Below are 17,442 nucleotides of genomic sequence, written 5' to 3'. Positions count from 1 at the left end.
GAAACGCCTCTGAGAGGTGGCTGTTCCCTGGCGCACTCGATCTTTCGGATCGGACGTGCTCTCGACGGATCCATCTGAAAATAAACGGAGATCGCCGGCTTGACGCCCGCTTGAGTGTTCTCTAAACGTTCTCACCATCATGTTTTACATCGCCCACACGCTTTCGGCCCGAAGACGATCATCCTCTTCGGAAGCGCCTGAAGCTTGCAATGACACGCGGCCGGCCAATCTCGCGCGTGTTCTCAGTCTTGGAAAAGATGTCGCAAGAGGAGCCGTCAGCACCAAGGCAGACGAAGGATCCCGAAGCGCTCTCGGATATTCGTCTCGAAGACATGGAGGGCTACGGCGAAGTTAAGGAGTGGGGCCTTGAACTTGCGCACGATCTCGCCGACTGGCGCGCAGGTACGATCACCTGGGAGGACGTCGATAAGGGAGTGCTTCTGTCCGGACCGCCCGGAACGGGTAAGACAATGTTCGCCCGCGCGCTTGCCGCCTCATGCCATGTGAAGCTGATCGCCACCTCCTACGCCAAGTGGCAGGCGAAGGGATATCTCAACGACTTCCTGAAGGCTATGCAGAAGAGCTTCAAGGAAGCCAGAGACGCCGCTCCGGCAATCCTGTTCATCGACGAGATCGAGGCATTCGGATCTCGGGATGATGCTCAGGGCAGCAATGCTTCCTACGACATCAAGGCAATTAACGGCCTGCTGGAACAGCTCGATGGCATTGAAGGCAGGGAGGGCGTGATCGTCGTGGCTGCCTGCAATCATCCCAAGATGGTCGACGCCGCCATCCTGCGAGCGGGACGGCTCGACCGCCATGTGGAGATTTCGCTTCCGGATCAATACGCCCGTGAGACATCTTTAGAATGCATCTGCACGAGAGCCTTGGTGTCGAGGACTATCGGGACTTCGCAGAGGCGACTGCGGGACTATCCGGCGCCGAGATCCAGAAGATCGTACGCGATGCCCGTAGGTTGGCAAGGCGGCGGCGCGGGCCGATCACGAAGACCGATGTGATCCTTCATCTGCCCTTCATGGCGGACATCCCTCCGAACATCTTGAAGGCGAGCGCGGTCCATGAGATTGGGCACGCGGTAGTCGGCGTAGCCCTCGGCATGAATCTCGTGAATGTTTCCATCGTTGGACGGATCAGGGTCGATAGCAGCCTGCAGTCCCTAGGTCAGGCGCGGCACATGGATTCGCAGGACGAAGGAGCACTATCTCGATCTGATTGCCATGACGATGGCTGGCATGGCTGCGGAAGAGGTCTTCCTGGGAGGTCACGATGATGGGGTCGCAGGCAACGAAGGATCCGATCTCTTCGAGGCGACGAAGACGGCCATCGCCTTGGAGCGATCCTATGGGATGGGTGAGAATCTTGGCTCCTACGGCGACCTCAGCCGTCGCCACCTCGAGGCGTTTTGCCAACTCGATCCGATGCCGATGGCACGAGTCGACCGAATTCTGCAGGAGCAGCTTGATCGGTCAAAAGAGATCCTTTTGCGACACCGCAGGGCCTTCTTGATCCTTACCGATCAACTTGCCTCGCGACTTGAGCTATGGGGCAAGGAGGTGTTGGACGCGCTCGGTGGGGAGGACGAGGACAAATCCCAATAATCTGCCTAGCGATATTTACCGTCCGAACAGCCATCCCAAAAATCCCTCGGCGCTGCGGCGGCGGGGAATGAGAAGCGGCAGTGTTTTCCTCTGCGATCTCGCGGTGAAGGTTGCTAAACAGTTTCTCCATCCGGTCATCCCGTTACTGCTTCTCCTCGGTAACCGATGGTCTGTCCCAATGCCTTGGCTACTGTCCGGGACTCGCATATGCGCTGCTAGCGACCTGGTCGTGACGATGCCTCGTCGCCAGCACATGTCTCGGCGGTGGCCATTGCTCCTTCAGCCCGCGCGACAGCGATTTCGGCCTTCGCGGCTTTGAGATCGGCGTCGAATGCCGGAACGGCGTGTAGTCTGGCAACTGCCGCTCCAGCCATGATACGGCCGGCATCAACGTCGCTTTTCCAATGAACGTTGCAAACAATTCGGCTTTCACCGAAAGCCCAACCGCGTTTCAAGATCGCATCGGCACGGTCTGGAAAGACCTCGGTCAAGATCAGCGCCCATCCCCACCCCGCAGCGCTGTGGCCGGATGGATAGGAGCCGTCTCGGCGCAAAGCATCCTCGTCACCAGGGGTGCAGCTCGTCGCGTTGTGCAGGACAAACGGTCTTACGCGCTGATAGTGGGTCTTTGCACGATAAGTGGAAAGACCCACATCCACGAGAGACTTGGCCAGCAATGTGTAGAGTTTCGGAGTTCGCTCGTTCGAGATCGGCAGGTTCGCCGCACACGAGAATGTCTCGGCAGCATGCGGAAAATGGAGATCGGCATCACTGACCGCAAGCGACCAACGCGCCGTATCGCGCAGCTTGGACGCAGCTTCACGCGCGGCCTCGTCGTCAGCGAAGGCAGAAGAGTCCAGTGGTGGAGGTGGCCGCAAAATGGCCAGACTGTCTGGCAAGCCTGCAGGATCGAGGTATCCATGTGGCATGTCGGACGGCAAACTCGGGATGCCACTCTGCGGCGTTCCCGGCTCGACCGCCGACTGCGCGAATGATTGGACAGGTGCGGTCAGGCCCACCGCCACAAGGCCCGCCAGAACAAATGAAAGCCGAGATGGCATCTGCTCCTCCTGATGTGATTGCGTTCCTGTCTGAGACCCGTCTCGCTACTTTGTCGCCTTGATATCTTCAAGCTTCCACGTCTTGTCGAAGTAGGGCTCGCTCGGGCTATAGAAACGGAAGATCGGGAACCAGCCCTTGCCGGGGTCGACCGAGTTCCCAGCGATCCACGAATCCTTGGTGCGTACACGCCGCACACTTGCCGCCGAGGACATACCACTCCTCAAGCTGCGCCAGCGTCATCCTGTCGGCGTCATAGCTTTTGAAGATCGCGGCCGACCCGTCCGCTCGGGTGGCCGCATGTACTCCGGGACGGGCGGATCCGGCGCACGCTCCGCACTCATTCGATTTCGACCGTTGAGATGTACCAGCACCTTCCCGGGGCGTTGTCGAACGGCAGCCCCATAGGCGGCACAGCTCACGGAATGGTCCGTTGCTCTGGAGATCGTTTCGATCAAGAATCCGCCAGACTCCGGCTCGTCTGTCCAAACCTCGATGCGATAGGCATATTCAGATCCCGAAGATCCACGGCGGCTGCCTTCGCCGACGGTGTGCCCTGCGTCGGAGCCTTCGCGAACAAGGTCGACGCCGCGCCGATGCTTCATCACGTGCGCTCGTACTGAGGCTTCCATCCGCGCGCGATGCCCTTCGACATCAGGTTGCTCGCGATCCAAAGTTGGTCCCTCAAAAAGTCGGCGTCGGCGAGGAGATTCCTGATCGCGGCGAGCGCGTCACCCTCGAATCCCTTCAGTACAGACACCGCGAATCTCCTAGGAATTTCATCCGCACGTCAACGGATTTTGTTCCTATTTTGTTCTCATTGTATGAGGAGTCAAGCGGACTCTTCGGAGGCGGTCATTACAACCCGCTTTTCCTTCAGGATCAGGTCGGCCAGATCAGCATCACCGCTGAGGACGGCAAGGAGCTGATCGAGATCCGGTCGATATAGATCGAAGGCATAGACTTCCGATGGCCCGACTTCGTAGTCATCCTCAACAGCGATCTCAGCGCGCACGCGTCGCAGCTCCTCAGCGACCTCTTCGATGAGAGGTTTGCCGGATGCGGTCGCTGTTGTCCATTGTAGAATCTACAATTCTTCTCCGTCGGATGATCGAGGACGACGCCATCTCCTGCGCACGGCATCAAGCTCCGTATCGAGCGCATCCTGGTTCCGTCCGGCAAGCGCGTCCTCGGCCATCTCCCTGGCGACCTCGTGGAAAGGTCGTCGGGTGTCGTAGCCGAGCGGATCCGGGTGGCGGCGGACGGGACGTTGGTCGGGCGGCTCGGTCATGGCGCTTTCCGTCCAGAGAGCAGCTCGTACCGACTGCCGATGCGACGTCGAAAGTCGGCCTTCTCAGGACGGTTCGGCAGCACGACGGCGATGGTGCTCTTCATCGGATACGACTTCGCCGCCAGTATACTCCCAGACGATCTCGGCCACGCGCTTGTAGACGGCGGGCAGGTCAAGGGCATGGGCATCGGCGACTGCCTGAGCGCCCATATTCTTCAGCTTGTTTCGGATGTCGTCAAAGTCCATGCTTGCCTCCAGGATAGGAGGGAGACCGGGCGGAGGACTCGGCGTCGAGAAGAGGTCCTGCCGCCTTTTCTGCATGTCGAATGTTGCAGGCCGCCAGGGCAGAATGACTGCGAGTGCGGAGATGGTCTCAGCCTGGTCAGAGACGCCGACAGTGCGTCGGCAGATGGTCGGTTAGAATCCGACCCCGCACTCGATAGTTCCCCAGTTTTGAAGCTACCGCGCCTAAGCTTCATCAGGTGACTGTCAGGCCGGAATCCGGTTATCCACAAGTCTGTTGACTTGGAACGAAAATAGAACAGAAAAACAGATACTTACCTCGCGTGATCTAATGGTGATCTAGCGGGCTGTCCGTGTTTTGTCTGATGACAGAAGAATTCAGCGTAACTCATTGATCTCATTAGAGAAAAATGGTGGGTGATGTAGGGCTCGAACCTACGACCCGCTGATTAAGAGTCAGCTGCTCTACCAACTGAGCTAATCACCCGTCCGCGCTTGTTTGCGTGGTGTGAGGGGGCGTATAAACAGGATCGATGTGCTTGTCCAGCGCCTGCCCAAAAATTCTTCTGCCAAATGCGAAGATTTTTGTGCATGGCTGAAATGCAATAGAATCAAAGGTCCAGAGTGCCGGTTGCGAGACGGACCGCCTGCCCGCCGATACGGGCGTTGGTGATGGCGCCACCTTCGACATCCATGTTCAGGTGAATAAAGGACGGCCGGCCCATCTCGACGCCTTGCTCGATCATCACGCCGTGATGCCCGTCCGTCAGCCCGTCGAAATGATTGATCGCGCCGGACAAGGCCGCTGCGGCCGAACCCGTTGCCGGGTCCTCCACGATCCCCATACCGCTTGCGAACATGCGCGCGTGGAACTTGGCCACATGGTTCACGCCGCCGCGGCAATAGATGTAAGCCGAGGCGAGAGCGCCATCGACGAAAGGCACCGTCGCCTCCCATAACTGAGGATCGAAATCCATACGCTGCGCGGCACCGACGTCATGAATAGGCACCAGCAGAAATGGAACGCCTGCACTCCAGAGGGAAGGAACATGATTCTCAAAGCCGATTTCCGTCGTCTTCAACGAAAGGGCATTGGCAATTCCGAGCCTGTCCAGCGGCATCGTGACCTGCTTCGATTTTTTCGGCAGGTCGAATTCCGCAAAGCTTGCCTCCCCCGCCCGTAGCCTGACCGCGCAGCGCACCGGCCCGACATTCTCCTCCAGCACGCACACGAGATCCATCGTGGAATTGCCATGCGCCTGCTCGGCCAGCGCGATTGCCGTGCCCACTGTCGGGTGACCGGCAAAAGGCAGTTCGCGGCCCGGAGTAAAAATCCTGAGCCTGGCGCTATGGGCGGGATTACCGGAGCGCTGGACGAAAACCGTCTCGGAGAGATTCATTTCCTTGGCGATCGCCTGCATCGCCTGATCGCTCAATTCATCACCATCGAAGATGACGGCCAGCGGATTGCCTTCGAGCTTGCGGTCGGTGAACACGTCATAGACGCTGTAGCTGCGCGCCACATCGGCCTCCTTGTCTCGTCCTCGTGCGCCAACCTGCCCGACCGGAGAAAAGAGCGCAAGGCGTTATGCGCCCCGCGTCGGTCCGAAATACCACTCGATCACAGGAAGCATGGAGACGTTGTACGGATGCGCGGCGTGATCCGCCGAGCGGATTGCAACCGCGCCTGATATCTCCTTGTCCTCCGCAACCAGCATATGTGCGTGGATCTTCTCGATCATCTCGTCGGCGGTCAGCCCGAAGCGAAAAAGACGCAGCACCGTGACGGTGCGCCGGATATGGCTCGCGAAATACCGTTCGCCGGCATCCGCCTCGCCGAGATCGAGCCCCGTCTCCTCGTGCACTTCGCGACGCATGTTGGCCTCGAGGTCGCAGCGTCCGTCCACCACGTCTTCCGGCTCAAGGGAACCGGCCGCGAAATAGACCTGGCCGGGATTGGCGGTATGAGCCCCCATCCGGATCGCAACCAGCGCGCCATCCGATGTCTCGAGCACAGGATAGGCAAAAAGATGGATTCCGCCGTGCCTGTCCGGCTGTCTCCGCCACCACATGAAGGTCGAGAATGGGATTACATGGCTCTCACCGGATATACCGCGGTCGGTCAGCGCCAGCCGCCTCTGGAACACCATCCTCCCGTCGAAAAGCGCTGGATTGGCGGCGGTTTCTCGCGCCCAGTTCTCGCGAATGGCATTGCCTTCGGCGACATGGAAGGGATGATCCCCCGGCAGGACCTTGAGGTCTACCCCGGCAATCGGAAACACGGTGCGCTCAGGTGGCCAACCGGTGAAGTCCTCGGAAAAATGTGCGTTCATATCAGGTCCAATGTCATAACAACGGGGCAATGATCCGAGGCCTTCGGCCGGTCCCAGCCCGTGCGGGGGTATCGGTCAACCTCCTGCCCGGGCGGAAAGACCGTGCGATAGGGCTGGCCATGCCGGATGATCTCCGGCAGCCGCCCGGCATTCGTTCTGGCGAGTGCCGGCGAGAGCCAGAGGTAGTCGAGCTGGCAGAGCCACTGCTCTTCAGGTCCACGCGCGTGGTAGAGCGTCCAGCGATCCGTCAGATCACGGCGCCGAACGACGTTCTCGGCAAAGCCGTCGTGGCTGAAGACGTCAAGCGCGCTGACAGTCTCGTCCCGGTGCTCGAAGCGATAACCGCTGCGGCGGCTGCCGATCACGTCGACCCGTTCCTGATAGTCGTTCATGTCACCGCAGATGACGAATCGCTTGTTGGCCGTCTGCCCCGCGCCGAAGCGATCCTCGATGAGGCGGCGAACTGCCCGCGCCTCGGCACGGCGGATGGGCATTGTGTAGTGACGGCCATCCAGCCCTTCGCGCGGGCTGCCCATGGATTTAAAATGGACAACGTATAGCGTCATCGGAACACCGCCGATCAGAAGGTCAAGCTCCAGACAGTCTCGCTTGAAAACCTTGTCATCAATGCGATTCGTCTGGGCCAGTTCGTCGTCGAAGAGATCGAGATCGCGATAGGTTGTCATCGCGTGGCTCTTGATATCCTTGAGCTCTATCCTCTGGCCGTCGCGCGTCTCTTCGCGCATCAGCACGGCAACATCGATCCCGCGGCTGTCGTTTCCCTCGACCAGATACTTCTGGCGATAGCCGTTTCCGACCATTCGGAAGAGATAGCCGTATTCAAATGCCTGCAGCGCCTCCATGTTGTCGATCTCTTGCAGGCAGAGAATGTCAGCATCGGCATCGGCGATCGCCAGCGCCGTCATCTGCAGTGTATCGTCGGTGGAGGAAATGACACGCGCCTGTTCGAGCTGTTGGTAGACCCCTTCGCTTCGAACCTCGAACAGCTTGATGACGCGATCCTGGCGCAACTGGTTGCGGAACCCGGTGAAATCGAAACGCGTCATCAGGTTTTCGACGTTGAACGTGGCAAGGCGAAGCGACATCAGGCATTTCCGGTTGGCATCGTGCCATTAGTAGAGGCGAAACGCCGTTTCGGAAAGACGCCCTGCACAATCAAAGCCGCCATGAGGTCCTGACGATGACATGCACGCTTTCACCGGCGTGGACCGGTGTGCGGCTGAAACACCGCAGCGTCTGGCCATCCGCAAGCGTCAGTTTCACGGCGTAACGTTCGCCCTCATAGAGGACGGATTCGACATTGGCGGGAATGCCGTCACTGCCGATGACGACGTCCTCCTGACGAACGAGAATCTCCGCGCTCGCCCGGTCTGCCGCCGCCCCGGAAAGGAGAGTCCGCAGGATCGCCCAGTCAAGCTGCCGCTGGTCACCATCCGGAGACGCAAGCGTCAGTATGGCGCCGCGCCCGATCAGCCCGCCGACCAGCCGGCCTTCCGGCCGCGCATAGATCTCCGACGGCGGCGCCACCTGCAACAGCCGGCCCTCGGACATAACCGCGACATCCGTCGCCAGCGCCATCGCCTCGCTCTGGTCGTGCGTGACATAGATCATCGTCGCGCCCGAGCGCTGGTGGAATTCGCGAAACGTCTCTTCCATCTCCTGTTTCAGATGGCGGTCAAGGTTGGCGAGCGGCTCGTCGAGCAGCACCACGTCGGGCGAGGTCACCAGGCAGCGCGCCAGCGCCACGCGCTGCCGCTGGCCGCCGGAGAGATCGGCCGGACGCCGCTCGGCGTAGTCGACAAGCCGCACCGTCGCCAGCGCCTCGCGCACCTTCTGCCGGTACAGTTCGCCGGAAATGCCGCGCACCTTCAGCGGATAGCCGACATTGTTGGCAACGCTCATATGCGGCCAAAGCGCATAGGACTGGAACACCATCGCCATGTTGCGCCTCTCCGGCGGCAGCGATTGCGACGCGTCGGCCAGCAGCCGTTCACCGAGATGGATGGAGCCATCCGTCGGCGTCTCGAAACCGGCGATCATGCGCAGCACCGTCGTCTTGCCGCAGCCGGAAGGGCCGAGCAGCGCCAGGAAGCCACCTTCCCGCACGTCGAGCGAAAGATCGCTGACGGCGGCGCGGCCGGTGCCGAAGTCCTTGGCGACGCGGTTGAGGATCAGCTTCGCCACGGCACCACTCCCTTCGGCAGCCGCTTTGCCATCAGTTCGAGAAGCAGCATCATGAACACGACCATGAGGACGACGAGCACGGAAAGCGCCGAGGCAAGGTCGGAACTGCCGCTGTCGTCGAGATTGTAGATGGCGACGCCGAGCGTCTGCGTGCCCGCCGACCAGAGCAGCGCCGAGATCGTCAGCTCGTTGCAGGCGATCAGGAAGACGAGGATCACCGACGCACCGGCCGCCGGAGCGATCAGCGGCACGATGATGTCCTTCAGCCGCCGGAAAAAGCCTGCGCCGGAAAGCCTGGCCGCCTCCTCCAGCGCCGGATCGAGCTGGTGGAAGGCGGAGACGACCGGCTTGAGGCTGACGGCGAAGAAGCTCGAGAAATAGGCGATCAGGATGATCCAGATCGTGCCGTAGAGCGTCACATTAAGGATCGGGATGGGTGCCGCAAAAACGAGGATGAAGGAGACCGCCATGACGATGCCCGGCATCGAATAGGGTATCTCGATCAGGCTCGATACGATGCGGCCGAGGGCATCTCGGCGCCGCGATAGCGCATAGGCGGCAAGCACTGTCACCGCAAGGAGACATACCGCCGTTCCGGCCGCAAGCGACAGCGAATTGGCAAAGGCCGTGCGCGTCACCGCCTGCCGGAAGAGAATCTCGTAGAAGGCGTTGAAGGTCACGGTCTTGAAAGTGAACGGTACGCCATAGGCCGGCACCAGCGCACCCGCGACCAGTGCGAAGAAGGGCGCTGCCAGCATGAAGAACAGGACGAGCCAAAGAAGCGGCGTCAACAGGAATTTCCATCCGCCGATCTCGAAGGCGGCTGTAGCGCCCGAAAGCCCGAGCACGCGATAGTCGCGGCCGCGCAGCGCGCGGTCCTGAACGGCAAGGCCGGCCACCGCGATGATCGCGATGATCGCCGAAAGCAGCGCGACATCGCCGAAGGTGCGGCTGGTGAAGGCCGCGAACTTGGTGAAGATCAGCGTCGGCAGCGTATAGATCGAGGCCGGGATGCCGAGGATCGCCGGAATGCCGAAATTGCCGGTGCAGGAGACGAAGGAGATCGCCGCCCCGGCGATGATGCCCGGCAGCGACAGCGGCAGGATGATGTCGCGGAAGACTCGCAGGTTGGTCGCGCCGGAAAGCCGCGCCGCCTCGACGCCGTCGCGCGGCAGGCTCATCAGCCCGGAACGAAGGGCGAGATAGACGAGCGGCGCATGCTGGACGCCATAAAGCAGCGCGATGCCACTGAGCGAATAGAGCGGCTGCGGCGATCCCATCGGCGGGGCGATGTGCAGTGCCTTCAGAAGCGGGCTCGACGGGCCCGTCATCTGTACCCAGGCAAGTGCGGTCACCTGCGGCGGGATCATCATCGGCAGCACGAAGAGGAAGCTCAGGGCCCCCTTGCCACGGATATCCGTCAGCGTCAACAGGAAGGCGAAGGCGCAGCCGATGACGAGCGAGATCAGCGTGCCGAGGATGGCAGTCACCAATGTATAGTAAGTCGCCGACCAGAGCGCCGGATCGCCGAGCACGGCCCAGACGCCGCCGTTTGCGAGCGCGGCAATACCGGTCACCGCCAGCCGCGCCAGAGGCAGCACGCTGAGGATCAGGACGACGGCAACGACTAAAGGAAACAGCCAGACGGGCTGGCTGCTTCCGGGACGGATGTATCCGTACATTTGCTTTCCGGCTGTGATCAGTTCGAGCCGTAAATGCCGGAGAAGGTCTTCAGGTCCTGATCGGTGCTCTTCAAGGCTGCGGCCGCATTGATCGGCAACACCTTGATGCTGTCGCGGGCCGGGAAGCCTTCCGGCAGCTTCATGCCGTTGCGGGCCGGGATGTAGCCGAGCTTCAGGAAGCCCTCCTGACCCTTTTCCGACAGGACATAGTCGACGAACTTCTTGGCGGCATCGCCACTCTTCGTGCTGGCAAGGATACCGACCGGCTCTGTAACGGCGGAAACGCCTTCAGCCGGGAAGACGAACTCGACCGGAGCACCCTTGGCCTTCTCGCGAATCGGCATGTAGTCGACGATCATGCCGTAAGCCTTCTCGCCCGAGGCCACAGACTTGAGGACAGCGCCGTTGCCGCCAGCCGCCGTCGCGCCGTTCTCGGCCAGCGCTTTGTAGAAGTTCCAGCCGAGGCCGTCGACGCCGGCCAGCGTCTGTGCGTGGATCAGGGCTGCACCCGAAGTCAGCGGGCTCGGCATGGTGACGAGGCCTTTGGCCTCCGGCTTGGTGAGGTCCTTCCAGCTCGTCGGCTTCAGCGATGCCGACGTGTTGTAGATGATGCCGGTGGTGATCAGCTTCGTGGAATAGTAGTAACCGTCAGCGTCGTAGAGCGCGGCATCGTAGTTGGCGGCTTCCGGCGACTTGTAGGCAAGCAGCTTGCCCTCTTCCTTGAGGCGCTCGAGCGTCACGGTGTCGGCGATGAGCAGCACGTCGGCGACCGGGTTGCCGGCAGCGATTTCGGCCTGCAGCTTGGCCATGATCTTCGGCGTGCCGTCGCGGACCCAGTCGACCTTGACGTCGGGATTGGCTGCCATGAAGCCGTCGACGGTCGCCTGTGCGTCCTCGTTCGGCTGGCTGGTGTACAACACAAGATTGGCAGCAGATGCTGGAATGGCCAACAGGCTGGCGGCGAGAAGAGCCGCAGCGGAAACGATCGTCTTCATGGTGGGTAACCCTCGGTGACTGGTGGCCGTTCCTTAGCCAATGCGAATAACATGATTGTGACACACGCCTGCCCCGCGCGACGGAATGCCTTGCAGCATGCTCTTGACCCATCATGGCCACCCCTATCTTCTAGCGCACGTTTCACTTTTCATTTTGGGATTGGAGGAAGGTATATGGAATACCGCCTGCTCGGCCGTTCCGGCCTGAAGATTTCGACACTGACCGTGGGCACGATGACCTTCGGTGGCAAAGGCTGGGCGAAGACTGTTGGTGACCTCGGTGTCAACGAGGCGCGCAAGCTGATCGACCTGTGCATTGATACAGGCGTCAACCTGATCGACACCGCCGATGTCTACTCCGCTGGCGTGTCGGAAGAGATCATCGGGGAAATCATGGGGGGCCGTCGCAAGAGTGACGTCCTCCTCGCCACGAAGGCGCGTTTCCCGATGGGCAGTGGGCCGAACGATTCTGGATCTTCGCGCTACCACCTCATCAACGCCTGCGAGGCCAGCCTCAAGCGGCTCAAGACCGATGTCATCGATCTCTACCAACTGCACGAATGGGACGGACAGACGCCGCTGGAGGAAACGATGGAGGCGCTGGATACCCTCGTTCGCCAGGGCAAGGTGCGCTATGTGGGCTGCTCGAACTTTTCCGGCTGGCACATCATGAAGGCGCTCGGGGTAAGCGCGCAGGAAAAGCGCGAACGCTTCGTCAGCCAGCAGATCCACTATACGCTCGAAGCGCGCGAGGCCGAATACGAACTGCTGCCGATCAGCGTCGATCAGGGGCTTGGTGTTCTTGTCTGGAGCCCGCTCGCCGCCGGTCTCCTGTCCGGTAAGCATCGCCGCAACCAGGCAGCGCCAGAAGGCACGCGCCAGTTTGCCGGCTGGACCGAACCGCCGATCCGCGACGAAAACCGCCTCTGGAACATCGTCGAGACACTGGTTTCGATCGGCGAAGCGCGCGGCGTCTCCGCAGCGCAGGTCGCACTCGCCTGGCTGATCGGCCGCAAGGCCATTACCTCGGTAATCATCGGCGGACGCACCAAGGCGCAGTTCAAGGACAACCTTGCATCCGCCGAACTGAAGCTCACGGACGAGGAGCGTAAGCGCCTTGACGCTGTCAGCCAGCCGCCGGTGATCTATCCATATTGGCACCAGCTAAACACGGCGAAGGACCGCCTTGGCGAGGCCGATCTGGAGTTGCTCGGCCCTCACCTCGATAAATAAGCGCTCGCATGTGGTCGGCGGCCGATCAGCCGCCGATTTCGCTAGCGATCAGCTTGCCGAGCCGGCTGATACCCTCTTCGATCATCTGGTCGTTTGAAGAGGAGAAGCTGACACGGAAGGTGTTCGCGCCGGAGCCATCGGCAAAAAAGGCTTTGCCCGGAACGAAGGCAACCTTGGCCGTTTCCAGCGACTTGGCCAGCAGCTGTGCGCCATCCATGCCTTTAGGAAGCGTGATCCAGATGAACATGCCGCCTTCCGGCTTCGTCCAGCTGATGCCGGCCGGCATGTATTTTTCGAGCGCGGCCAGCATGACGTTGCGACGGTGACTGTAGACCGATTTGATCTTGGCGACCTGCGCATCGAAGCCGCGTTCCGCCACATGGGCGATTGCCATCTGGTTGATCGTCGAGGAATGCAGGTCGGCGGCCTGCTTCATCAATACCAGCTTGCGAATGACAGGAGCATTCCCGACGATGAAGCCGACGCGAAGTCCCGGCGCCAGCGTCTTCGAAAAGCTGCCGCAATAGATCGTACGTGTATTGTTGATGTTGCCCTTCTTGGCGATTTCGAGTGCCAGGATCGGCGGAATGGGGTCACCATCAAAGCGCAATGACTGATACGCCGCATCCTCGATGAGGGCGATGTCCAGTTCCTCGGCGAGCGCCAGAACTTTCTCGCGACCCGCCAGATCGACGGTCTCACCGGTTGGATTGGAGAAGTCGGCTGAGAGATAAGCGAACTTTACCTTGCCGCCGGCCGCCGCCGCCTGCACGCGATAGGAATCGGGCGTCCGGTTGCCACTGGGCGTCAGTTGGTCATAGCTTGGCTCATACGCATTGAATGCCTGCAGCGCGCCGAGGTATGTCGGCCACGTGACGAGGGCCGTATCGTTCGGCGAAAGGAATAGCTTGCCGAGGTAGTCGAGCCCCTGCTGCGAACCGGAAACGATGAAGACGTTGTCTAGCTCGCAAGGAATCCCGAGCGCTGCCAATTGTCCAATCAGCCACTCGCGCAAAGGCTTGTAGCCTTCGCTGACCGAGTATTGCAGCGCCGAGCCCACCGCTGCGCTGTCGAAGATATCGGCATAAGCCGCCTTGAATTCCTTATCGGGAAACAGTGCTGGATCAGGAATGCCGCCGGCAAACGAAATGATATCGGGACGGTCGAGCAGCTTGAGAAGCTCGCGAATCTCTGAAGCACGCATGCGCGACGAGCGCGTCGCGAACATATTCTCCCAATTCAACATGGGCATTTCCTCGTAATTTTTTGTCTTTAGGCGAGAGAACCACGCAACAAATGATAAGTCAACATTGCTGACCTATTTGTTTGCAGCGATGACAGATTTCACGCCTTCTATTCCAAAAGAGCGAGGACGGCGATGGGAAAAATAGTGGCTCATGCCCTGCTCCCTATACAGGCAGCAGGGCATTGATCGGGAGACGAATCCGACGTCAGTGCCGGAAAAGCGAGGCAATCTGATCCTGATTGGGGATCTGCCCCTGAGGTGTCAGCTTGTCGACGACACCGGGCAGAACCGTCGACAACTGCCGCAGCAACTCCTGCTCGCTGATGCCAGCTCGGCGGGCGAGATCGCTGATAGTCTGCGAGCCAAGAGCACTTTCCAGATTACCCGGAGCGATCGGCTTGTTCTGGCCGGGCTTAACCCAGGAATCAACCGTGTCACCTTGGCCGGCCTCGGTCAGCTTGCCGAGAAGTCCGCCCAACCCGCCCATCAGGCCGCCGTCGCCGACCTGTGGTTTCGCCTGCTGGGTGGCTGGATCATCCTGGCTACTGCCTCCGCCCAGAAGTTTACCGACAAGCAACGCGCCGAGCGCGATCATGATCGGCTTCGATATATTGCCGCCAGGAACGGCGTCATCAAACATTCCCATGCTATTCTCCTCTTCGGTTTCTTCAGTTACATTGTCCAGATGTGCGAAATGAAACCATCAAAGTCCAATTAGCCATAAACTGCCGACTCATATATTTAGCTTTATGGGAAGATGGTCGAGATATTCGACCAATCAAGGAGGGAAATGGCATATGTCTGTTATCGGATGGATTATTCTGGGACTGATCGCCGGCTTCATCGGCAGCAAGATCGTCAACAAGACCGGTTCGGGCATGCTGATGGACATTGTCCTTGGCATTGTCGGCGCGATCGTTGGCGGTCTGATCTTCACCTTCTTCGGAGCTGCCGGTGTTACGGGCTTCAATATCTACAGCCTTGTCGTCGCGGTGATCGGCGCCGTCGTAGTGTTGTGGCTTTATCATGCCGTCAGCGGGCGACGCTCGATATAGCCCCGCACTCGTAGGTCGAGACACGCAACGTCGCTGCCGCATGCGGCAGCGACCAGACGTTTTAACATGGTTCCAACATCGCATCTGAAGTGAACCATCATGTCAGGCGACGAAAAGACTTCCTCCTTCTATGACGAGAACGCGGCTACTTACGCCTCGCGCCAACGCACTCTGCCGATAAGGCGGCTGGACGCTTTTCTATCGCTCCTCCCCCCGGGAGCAGCCGTTCTCGAGCTCGGCTGCGGAGGCGGCCAGGACAGTGCGTATATGTTGTCCAAGGGGTTCGACGTCACGCCCACTGACGGCTCCGTGGAACTCGCCAGAGAGGCCGAATCGCTTCTCGGGCATCCGGTCGTAGTCATGCGTTTCGAGGAACTCGATGAAGACAGCCTGTTCGATGGCGTCTGGTCGGAAGCAAGCCTTTTGCATGTGCCGCTCGCCGTGCTGCCCGGCATTCTGGAGCGTATTCGACGAGCACTCAAGGCGGGTGGTGCATTTCACGCAACCTTCAAGGCTGGCGAGACGGAAGGGCGCGACGGCTTTGGCCGATTCTACAACTATCCCTCGGCGGAATTGCTCTCCGAGATGCTGAGCGACGGCGGGTGGCACAATGTCGTCATCACCGAGGGAGACGGCAGCGGCTATGACCGGATGCCGACCCGCTGGCTGGTCGTGCGGGCGCAAAAATAAAGGCCGGCGCTTTCGCACCGGCCTCTGAAACACACAATCGGAACCGCTTAGTTGACGGCCTTGTCGACCAGCTTGTTCTTGCCAATCCAGGGCATCATGCCGCGCAGCTTGGCACCGACTTCCTCGATCTGATGGCTGTCGTTGAGACGACGGATGCCTTTGAAGCGCGCACCACCGGCCTTGTATTCCTGCATCCAGTCGGACGTGAACTTGCCGGTCTGAATATCCGTCAGGACGCGCTTCATTTCAGCCTTGGTTTCAGCCGTGATGATGCGCGGACCGGAGACATACTCGCCCCACTCTGCCGTGTTGGAGATCGAGTAATTCATGTTGGCGATGCCGCCTTCATAGATCAGGTCGACGATCAGCTTCACTTCGTGCAAGCACTCGAAATAGGCCATTTCTGGCGCGTAACCAGCTTCCGTGAGGGTTTCGAAGCCGGCGCGGATCAGTTCGACGAGACCGCCGCACAGAACGACCTGCTCGCCGAAGAGGTCGGTTTCGCACTCTTCGCGGAAGTTGGTTTCGATGATCCCCGAGCGGCCGCCGCCAACGCCGCAGGCGTAGGAGAGCGCGAGTTCAAGCGCGTTGCCCGAGGCGTTCTGGTGAACGGCAACGAGGCAAGGAACGCCGCCGCCCTTCTGATATTCGCCGCGAACCGTGTGCCCGGGACCCTTCGGTGCGATCATCACGACGTCGAGCTCGGCCTTGGCTTCGATCAGGCCGAAATGGATGTTGAGGCCGTGTGCAAAAGCGATTGCAGCGCCGTCGCGGATGTTGCCGGCGATGTCGGCCTTGTAGATATCGGCCTGCAGTTCGTCGGGCGTTGCCATCATCAAGAGATCGCCCCACTTGGCAGCGTCGGCGACAGTCATCACCTTGAAGCCGTCGGCTTCGGCCTTCTTGATCGTCGGCGAACCGGCCTTGAGCGCGATGACGACGTTGGCAGCGCCGCTGTCCTTCAGGTTCAGCGCATGCGCGCGACCCTGCGAGCCGTAACCGACGATGACGACGTTCTTGGACTTGATGAGATTGAGATCAGCATCACGATCGTAATAGACGCGCATTGAATTTTCCTTCCCTTTGCTTGTCTTGTTGGGTGTCAATATAGCGAAATCAGCCGATAGCAGGCATCTCCGCCAAAGCTTTTTCCGTGCCGTACAGCCGGAGGAAGGCGGCAACCGCCTTCTCCGCCTGACGCGCCGTATCCTTGACGCCCGCGTCGCCGAGCAGCATGCGCACATGCAGGTCGGAAACGATCAGGCCATAAAGCGTGTGATACGCCTCGTCTGCGTCCGTAAAACGCAGCAACCCTGCCCGCTTGCCGGAATCGATAAGGCCCATGGCCCGGCGGTCGATCTGCCGCCGGCCGCGCTCGAGCAGCAGCTTGCCGAGCTTGGAACCGTCGCGGTGTGATTGACCGATTGCCAGCCTGTTCAACGCCAACGACACGTCGCCGGCGAGAACCTCGAGCAGGTCGCGCGAAAAGATGACAAGGTGGTCGTGAAGGCTCGTCGCCGTCAGCCGCTCACCGTTGCGTTCGAACGTACGGACCTTGCTCGCCTGATAGGCGATCATGGCCGACAAAAGTCCGTCGCGATCGCCGAACCACTTGTAGAGGCTCTCCTTGGAGCAGTTGGCAGCGCGCGCGACACCCGACGTCGTCAGTGCCTTTTCGCCCCCATCGACCAGCAGCCGCAACGCCTGCTCCAGAACGGCGTTCTGGCGCGGCGAAAACTCGCTCGGCTCCAGGTTTTCGACGGACACGTGACTTCCTCCATATAAGTACCG

Annotated in this window: 21 protein-coding genes and 1 tRNA gene; 5 read left to right on the top strand and 17 right to left on the bottom strand. The window is 60.3% G+C overall.

All coding sequences use genetic code 11. The features are described from left to right. The first annotated feature begins 257 nt into the window (after nucleotides 1-257). Entirely contained in the window at nucleotides 258-1,019 is a 762-nt protein-coding gene (locus ASC90_RS08070; RefSeq protein WP_162246964.1) for an ATP-binding protein, read from the top strand. Between the two features lie 180 nt (nucleotides 1,020-1,199). Then, nucleotides 1,200-1,619, top strand: a complete 420-nt coding sequence (locus ASC90_RS08065; RefSeq protein WP_280138316.1) for a hypothetical protein — start codon at nucleotides 1,200-1,202, stop codon at nucleotides 1,617-1,619. 215 nt (nucleotides 1,620-1,834) lie between these two features. Here ASC90_RS08065 and ASC90_RS08060 read toward each other — a convergent pair whose 3' ends face one another. From ASC90_RS08060 to ASC90_RS08005, 13 genes are all read right to left on the bottom strand, one after another. After that, nucleotides 1,835-2,680, bottom strand: a complete 846-nt coding sequence (locus tag ASC90_RS08060) for a phosphatase PAP2 family protein (RefSeq protein WP_056538011.1) — start codon at nucleotides 2,678-2,680, stop codon at nucleotides 1,835-1,837. Between the two features lie 45 nt (nucleotides 2,681-2,725). Then, nucleotides 2,726-2,893, bottom strand: a complete 168-nt coding sequence (locus ASC90_RS28710; protein ID WP_156392875.1) for a hypothetical protein — start codon at nucleotides 2,891-2,893, stop codon at nucleotides 2,726-2,728. Nucleotides 2,894-3,282: 389 nt separating this feature from the next. After that, entirely contained in the window at nucleotides 3,283-3,438 is a 156-nt protein-coding gene (locus ASC90_RS28705; protein ID WP_156392874.1) for a hypothetical protein, read from the bottom strand. Nucleotides 3,439-3,510: 72 nt separating this feature from the next. Then, nucleotides 3,511-3,693 (bottom strand): hypothetical protein, encoded by a 183-nt coding sequence (locus tag ASC90_RS08050; protein WP_056538006.1) that lies wholly within the window; start codon nucleotides 3,691-3,693, stop codon nucleotides 3,511-3,513. Between the two features lie 72 nt (nucleotides 3,694-3,765). Next, the gene (locus tag ASC90_RS08045; protein ID WP_056538003.1) at nucleotides 3,766-3,969 is read right to left on the bottom strand and encodes a hypothetical protein; all 204 of its coding nucleotides are present in this window, start codon (nucleotides 3,967-3,969) and stop codon (nucleotides 3,766-3,768) included. Nucleotides 3,970-4,032: 63 nt separating this feature from the next. Continuing rightward, the gene (locus ASC90_RS08040; protein WP_056538000.1) at nucleotides 4,033-4,215 is read right to left on the bottom strand and encodes a hypothetical protein; all 183 of its coding nucleotides are present in this window, start codon (nucleotides 4,213-4,215) and stop codon (nucleotides 4,033-4,035) included. Nucleotides 4,216-4,623: 408 nt separating this feature from the next. Beyond that, nucleotides 4,624-4,699 (bottom strand) — tRNA-Lys (locus ASC90_RS08035). A gap of 124 nt (nucleotides 4,700-4,823) precedes the next feature. Continuing rightward, the gene (locus ASC90_RS08030; RefSeq protein ID WP_056537997.1) at nucleotides 4,824-5,735 is read right to left on the bottom strand and encodes a PhzF family phenazine biosynthesis protein; all 912 of its coding nucleotides are present in this window, start codon (nucleotides 5,733-5,735) and stop codon (nucleotides 4,824-4,826) included. A 63-nt stretch (nucleotides 5,736-5,798) separates the two neighbouring features. Next, nucleotides 5,799-6,545: an NUDIX domain-containing protein gene (locus ASC90_RS08025; RefSeq protein WP_056537994.1), complete on the bottom strand. Its 747-nt coding sequence runs from the start codon at nucleotides 6,543-6,545 to the stop codon at nucleotides 5,799-5,801. After that, nucleotides 6,542-7,651 (bottom strand): endonuclease/exonuclease/phosphatase family protein, encoded by a 1,110-nt coding sequence (locus tag ASC90_RS08020; RefSeq protein WP_056537991.1) that lies wholly within the window; start codon nucleotides 7,649-7,651, stop codon nucleotides 6,542-6,544. The genes ASC90_RS08025 and ASC90_RS08020 overlap by 4 nt, the downstream gene beginning before the upstream one ends. 70 nt (nucleotides 7,652-7,721) lie before the next feature. Further along, nucleotides 7,722-8,750, bottom strand: a complete 1,029-nt coding sequence (locus tag ASC90_RS08015) for an ABC transporter ATP-binding protein (protein ID WP_056537988.1) — start codon at nucleotides 8,748-8,750, stop codon at nucleotides 7,722-7,724. Next, nucleotides 8,738-10,432 (bottom strand): iron ABC transporter permease, encoded by a 1,695-nt coding sequence (locus ASC90_RS08010; RefSeq protein ID WP_056537972.1) that lies wholly within the window; start codon nucleotides 10,430-10,432, stop codon nucleotides 8,738-8,740. The genes ASC90_RS08015 and ASC90_RS08010 overlap by 13 nt, the downstream gene beginning before the upstream one ends. 17 nt (nucleotides 10,433-10,449) lie before the next feature. Then, entirely contained in the window at nucleotides 10,450-11,427 is a 978-nt protein-coding gene (locus tag ASC90_RS08005) for an ABC transporter substrate-binding protein (RefSeq protein WP_056537969.1), read from the bottom strand. Between the two features lie 174 nt (nucleotides 11,428-11,601). Between ASC90_RS08005 and ASC90_RS08000 the strand changes: the two genes are divergently transcribed. Beyond that, nucleotides 11,602-12,660 (top strand): aldo/keto reductase, encoded by a 1,059-nt coding sequence (locus tag ASC90_RS08000; RefSeq protein ID WP_056537965.1) that lies wholly within the window; start codon nucleotides 11,602-11,604, stop codon nucleotides 12,658-12,660. 25 nt (nucleotides 12,661-12,685) lie between these two features. Here ASC90_RS08000 and ASC90_RS07995 read toward each other — a convergent pair whose 3' ends face one another. Together ASC90_RS07995 and ASC90_RS07990 are read right to left on the bottom strand one after the other, a co-directional pair. Further along, nucleotides 12,686-13,906 carry a PLP-dependent aminotransferase family protein gene (locus ASC90_RS07995; RefSeq protein ID WP_056537962.1) on the bottom strand — a complete coding sequence of 407 codons (1,221 nt, stop codon included), beginning with the start codon at nucleotides 13,904-13,906 and terminating at the stop codon, nucleotides 12,686-12,688. A gap of 205 nt (nucleotides 13,907-14,111) precedes the next feature. Next, nucleotides 14,112-14,552 carry a YidB family protein gene (locus ASC90_RS07990; protein WP_056537959.1) on the bottom strand — a complete coding sequence of 147 codons (441 nt, stop codon included), beginning with the start codon at nucleotides 14,550-14,552 and terminating at the stop codon, nucleotides 14,112-14,114. A 151-nt stretch (nucleotides 14,553-14,703) separates the two neighbouring features. On the opposite strand from ASC90_RS07990, the gene ASC90_RS07985 reads away from it, so the two are divergent. Beyond that, nucleotides 14,704-14,961, top strand: coding sequence for a GlsB/YeaQ/YmgE family stress response membrane protein (locus ASC90_RS07985; RefSeq protein ID WP_056537957.1), 258 nt, complete (start codon nucleotides 14,704-14,706; stop codon nucleotides 14,959-14,961). Between the two features lie 99 nt (nucleotides 14,962-15,060). After that, nucleotides 15,061-15,651 (top strand): class I SAM-dependent methyltransferase, encoded by a 591-nt coding sequence (locus tag ASC90_RS07980; RefSeq protein WP_056537955.1) that lies wholly within the window; start codon nucleotides 15,061-15,063, stop codon nucleotides 15,649-15,651. Between the two features lie 47 nt (nucleotides 15,652-15,698). On the opposite strand, the gene ilvC is transcribed toward ASC90_RS07980, so the two are convergent. Continuing rightward, nucleotides 15,699-16,718, bottom strand: coding sequence for a ketol-acid reductoisomerase (gene ilvC / locus ASC90_RS07975; protein WP_056537953.1), 1,020 nt, complete (start codon nucleotides 16,716-16,718; stop codon nucleotides 15,699-15,701). Between the two features lie 49 nt (nucleotides 16,719-16,767). After that, on the bottom strand, nucleotides 16,768-17,418 hold the full coding sequence (locus ASC90_RS07970; RefSeq protein ID WP_056537950.1) for a TetR/AcrR family transcriptional regulator: 651 nt from the start codon (nucleotides 17,416-17,418) through the stop codon (nucleotides 16,768-16,770). Nucleotides 17,419-17,442: the final 24 nt, after the last annotated feature.

It is taken from the genome of Rhizobium sp. Root1220 (genome assembly GCF_001426265.1).
In the GTDB taxonomy this organism is placed as follows: domain Bacteria; phylum Pseudomonadota; class Alphaproteobacteria; order Rhizobiales; family Rhizobiaceae; genus Rhizobium.
The sequence above is the reverse complement of the archived record's forward strand: the minus strand, read 5'-3'. Positions and strand labels throughout refer to the sequence as shown.